The following is a 249-nucleotide window of genomic DNA, read 5'->3' as shown; positions in this document are numbered from 1 at the left end:
GATCAATTCACTATTGTTTGAGGCTAAAAACAGGGCGAGTTTGGCAACATCTTGAGGGGTGATTCGGCGTTTTAATGCCATCGCATCAGTCCATTTTTGCTCTTCTTGTTCTGTTAGCCAACTGGCCAGCTGCTTTTCGGTGGCGACCCAACCGGGCAAAATGGCATTGACACGAATACCAGATTCTCCAAACTCACGCGACAATGAGCGTGTCATACCAATTAAGCCTGCTTTTGCTGTCACGTAGCC

At 47.8% G+C, this 249-nt stretch carries 1 protein-coding gene; it reads right to left on the bottom strand.

All coding sequences use genetic code 11. The features are described 5' to 3' along the window. A partial coding sequence (locus AAEZ00_RS21845) for an SDR family NAD(P)-dependent oxidoreductase (RefSeq protein WP_351090109.1) occupies positions 1 to 249 on the bottom strand: 249 nt, incomplete at both ends.

The organism is Shewanella sp. S1-49-MNA-CIBAN-0167, assembly GCF_040310145.1.
Lineage (GTDB): Bacteria > Pseudomonadota > Gammaproteobacteria > Enterobacterales > Shewanellaceae > Shewanella > Shewanella psychromarinicola.
This window is presented reverse-complemented; position numbering and strand designations above follow the sequence as displayed.